We start from the raw sequence: 3,755 nt of genomic DNA, 5'->3' as shown, positions 1-3,755 counted from the left end.
ATGGATGATCCGACGCGATCTTGAGTCAATCGCGCAGCTCCGTAACGATCGAATGGCGGGCGAAACCGTCCGCAGGGTCGCAGTTTGAAAGCTCGCCACGGTCCAGGCAAGTCTCGACCGATCGCGCGTGCCGACTGCCCGCTGGCTCGGCTCAACCACCTGAAGGTACTCGCTGCCGAGCGCGTGTGATCCTGTCATCAAGTGAGGTTGCGGCCATCCATCAGCATGTCGACCTGGCGTTGGGCACCTATCAATACTCCAACTTCGGCGTGCCGGGGCTCGGCTTCAAGCGGGGCTTGAGCGAGAACATCGTCATTGCTCCCTATGCAACCGCACTCGCCGCCATGGTCGATCCTGCAGCCGCCATCGCCAATTTCAAGCGGCTGGACCGCCTGGAGCGCACGTGCTCGTTATGGGTTCTACGAGGCGATCGACTTTACGCCGTCGCGTCTGCCGGATGGAGAGTTCCAGGCAATTGTGCGTGCCTATATGGCCCACCACCAGGGCATGGTCGTTGTCGCCATTGCCAACGCCCTGCTCGATGGCGTGATGCGTTCGCGCTTCCATCATGAACCCAAGGTTTAGGCGACTGAACTTCTGCTTCAGGAACGAGCGCCGCGCGACGTCGCGGTCGCCCATCCGCGTGCCGAGGAAGTCAGCGCTGGTGCCCTGACGGGTGAACTCGAACCAGCGGTCGTGCGCCGCCCGCACGCTGCCAGCCCCTCCGTTCACTTACTGTCGAACGGACGCTATTCGGTCATGCTGACGGCCGCAGGTTTCGGGCTACAGCCAATGGGGTAGTCACGCCGTAACGCGATGGCGCGAGGACACGACACGCGACGATTACGGCAGCTACATCTTCTTGTGCGGCATCGAAACTGGCGCAGTCTGGTCCGCCACGCATCAACCGTGCGGTGTGCGACCCGATCGTTCGCTGGGGGTGGAGTGACGCCGCATCCCGCGACGTCAACTCGGTACCTACTTGCGCTTGGCGGCAGCAGCTTTGGCTGGATTTGACGACACGGCTGCATAGGGAGAGGCCGACACGGCCACTTTAGGTTTGTTTTGCTTAGGTTTCTTCGCTTCGCGATTGCCGCGACGATTCTTCATGGACATTGGGGGATGGCTCTCGGCGTCGGAGCGCGGGACATCCGCGGACCGTCGGGCCGATGGATGGACCATACACGCTTTCTCGAGACCGTGCCGCCCATTGTAACCCTGGCCGGAAGCCCCCATGTTCAGGGAAGCAACACGGCCCGTCCGCTCGGCGGGCACTCCACACCGCTTTAGCCAAACGGCGTGTCGGTGGCCCTGCGTACAGCCAGATGGTGCCCATTTCTCCAATCGGAGAGGGCCTTCTATGACAACCGACTCAGCCAAGGGTCTCCGTGACCAGGCGCTCCGGCTCGCCTTTGAAAAGGAAGTTGCCCGCCAACGCCTTCGCTCGGCCCTCACACTCGCCAAGGACACCGGCATCGCCGTGCTGATCCTCGCGGGGATCGGCACATTTCTCACCGTCGGCTCGTCGGGGCTGAACCTGTTCGCCTTGCGCTAGCGACCGTCTTGCGACGTGCCGGCGGACACGAGGTTCCGCCACCAACCCTAGCGCAGCCAAGCCGTGGCAGGAGCCACGCCAACGAGCGAAGTACCTCAATGAAAAGTTGGAACTGGTACGACCCACCTATCCTGTTTCCGATCTTCCTCATCCTGCTCATCGCTGGATATGCGCTGCTGCGAACGCCGCTCGGGTAGAGATTGGCGAACGGCTGAGGACACAGAGTCATGACCGACAGGACGATCGATCTGGATCAGCGCCGCGGGCTGGCCTCACAGCACGCGACCGAACTGCGTCGCTTGGTATCGGATGTCGAAGCCAATGAGGAGGCGCTGCGTAAACGCCAGGAAGAGGTGGAGCGCCAACTGCTGGCGCGTCCGGCCGAGAGTTGGCTGGAGGCCGCGGACAAGGCACGCTACCTGCTCGGCCGCTACGCCGCCACCACGACCGGCGGCGACGCCCGAACGAGGACGTTGATTGCCGCCGTGCTTCAGGACTTCGACCGGCTGACGGCGGTCTCGTCCGTGACGTAGGCCGCCGTCGCGCGCGGCCGGTCGATGGAGGCTTGATGGCAAGCCAGCAAGTCACGCGATCCATTTAGTGGCGCCGGCTGCCCACCAAGTGGCCTGTCCCCGCTCCATTGTTCACACATCCCTGCAATGGCGCTTGCAATCCCTGATCGCATGTTTGGAATTCCCTGTTTCTTGGGTAGGGCTTTCGAATCTGGAGATGGGGATTCGCCGCTAATGCCGGAAAGTAAGGTTTCGGAAGTATGCCGATGCCGCCCACAATGCCACCGCAGTGGGAAAAACAAGACAAATCAAAGCATTATCCCACCTGCGACCATTGTGGCAAATTTGCAACATTTGTTGGACGGGAACGTCACCCTTCTCCAGTATGAGGTCAGGCTGCTGGCCGCTTGGCATTGGTTTGAAGGGGAATTGAGTTCATGGCTTTGAGAAACGGGCGCGGCACCTCCTCAAACGTACAAGCAATTCTCAAGGCGACAGCTTTTTCAGTTACGGTTCTGGCCATCCTGACCCTGTTTGGGGCGATCGGCGTCCTTTCTCCCGCAAGCGCTCAGGTCAAAGCGCCCGCGAAGTCGAAAATGAAGCCCGTCGCCAAGGCCGATCCGACGGACCAAATGGCCGATCAGCTCAATGCCAAATGGCAACAGGACAATGCCGCCTTCTCCGGATTCAACCAGGCAGCGCCCGCTGCGGTCCAGGCGTCATACGCTGTTCCCCCTGCCACCTCAGCCTCTACGCGCAACGTCGGAAACGAATGGGGTGATCGCCTGGTCTCGCGCGCCATGAACTATCTGGGCACGCCCTATCGCTACGGCGGCACCTCGCCGAAGACGGGCTTCGACTGCAGCGGTTTCGTTTACTACCTCTATGGCGCGGTCTTCGGACAAAGGATCCCGCGCATGCCGCACGACATGGTGCGCGAGGGCACGCCCGTCGCACGTAGCGACCTCAAGCGGGGAGACCTCGTCCTCTTCGGTCACCGCGGCACCTTCACCCATATCGGGATCTATGCTGGCAACAACCAGTTCGTTCATGCCACGCATAGCGGCTCGCCCGTCATGGTGACGAACCTGGACGCCGACTACTACCGGACGCGCTACATGACGGCGGTGAGGTTGTCGCCGCAGTAGCGGCGCCGAAGTCCCTCACACGCAGAGTCTATCGGCGTGCCATTTGAGGTGGTCCTCGACGAAGCTCTGGATGAACCAGTACGAGTGGTCGTAGCCCTCGTGTCGCCGCAAGACCAACTCCTGGCCTGAGCTTGTGGCGGCCGCTTCGAGGGAATCGGGCCGGAGCTGCGTCGTGAGGAACTGGTCCTTCAACCCCTGATCGACGAGGAGAGAACTCGGAAAGCGACTCCCCCGCTTCAGCAGTTCACTGGCATCCCACTCCGTCCAGCGCGAACGATCCGGGCCAAGATAATTACCGAACGCCTTCTCGCCCCACGGCACATCGACGGGATTACAGATCGGCGCGAAGGCCGAGGCCGACCGATAGGCCAGCGGATTCTTGAGCGCGATCACCAGCGCTCCATGTCCCCCCATCGAATGGCCGAACACGCCGCGCCGAACCGCGTCGACCGGGAAGTTGGCCTCGACGAGCGCCGGAAGCTCCCGCGTCACGTAGGAATACATGCGATAGTTCCGCCGCCACGGCTCCGCTTCCGCGTC

General features: G+C 62.0%; 6 protein-coding genes and 1 pseudogene. 5 read left to right on the top strand and 2 right to left on the bottom strand.

Annotation, left to right across the window (positions count from 1 at the left end; all coding sequences use genetic code 11):
* The first annotated feature begins 324 nt into the window (after window positions 1–324).
* Window positions 325–585: a glucoamylase family protein gene (locus tag EPO50_RS31540; RefSeq protein ID WP_367268043.1), complete on the top strand. Its 261-nt coding sequence runs from the start codon at window positions 325–327 to the stop codon at window positions 583–585.
* Between the two features lie 253 nt (window positions 586–838).
* Window positions 839–949: pseudogene (locus EPO50_RS31535) on the top strand (hypothetical protein); the annotation flags it as partial.
* 29 nt (window positions 950–978) lie between these two features.
* On the opposite strand, the gene EPO50_RS13200 reads toward EPO50_RS31535, so the two are convergent.
* A complete protein-coding gene (locus EPO50_RS13200) occupies window positions 979–1,116 on the bottom strand; it encodes a hypothetical protein (protein ID WP_296344709.1) in 138 nt (45 codons plus the stop codon).
* Between the two features lie 244 nt (window positions 1,117–1,360).
* Here EPO50_RS13200 and EPO50_RS13195 point away from each other — a divergent pair, with 244 nt between their 5' ends.
* The 3 genes from EPO50_RS13195 to EPO50_RS13185 all read left to right on the top strand — a co-directional run bounded on the left by EPO50_RS13195 (window position 1,361) and on the right by EPO50_RS13185 (window position 3,215).
* The gene (locus tag EPO50_RS13195) at window positions 1,361–1,555 is read left to right on the top strand and encodes a hypothetical protein (protein ID WP_296344707.1); all 195 of its coding nucleotides are present in this window, start codon (window positions 1,361–1,363) and stop codon (window positions 1,553–1,555) included.
* A 227-nt stretch (window positions 1,556–1,782) separates the two neighbouring features.
* Complete coding sequence (locus tag EPO50_RS13190; RefSeq protein ID WP_296344705.1) at window positions 1,783–2,088, top strand: hypothetical protein; 306 nt, start codon at window positions 1,783–1,785, stop codon at window positions 2,086–2,088.
* A 575-nt stretch (window positions 2,089–2,663) separates the two neighbouring features.
* Window positions 2,664–3,215: a C40 family peptidase gene (locus tag EPO50_RS13185; RefSeq protein ID WP_296344703.1), complete on the top strand. Its 552-nt coding sequence runs from the start codon at window positions 2,664–2,666 to the stop codon at window positions 3,213–3,215.
* A gap of 15 nt (window positions 3,216–3,230) precedes the next feature.
* On the opposite strand, the gene EPO50_RS13180 is transcribed toward EPO50_RS13185, so the two are convergent.
* Window positions 3,231–3,755, bottom strand: a 525-nt coding sequence (locus tag EPO50_RS13180; protein WP_296344701.1) for an alpha/beta hydrolase-fold protein, incomplete at its 5' end; no start/stop codon positions are given.

It is taken from the genome of Reyranella sp. (assembly GCF_004297405.1).
Classification (GTDB): domain Bacteria; phylum Pseudomonadota; class Alphaproteobacteria; order Reyranellales; family Reyranellaceae; genus Reyranella.
This window is presented reverse-complemented; position numbering and strand designations above follow the sequence as displayed.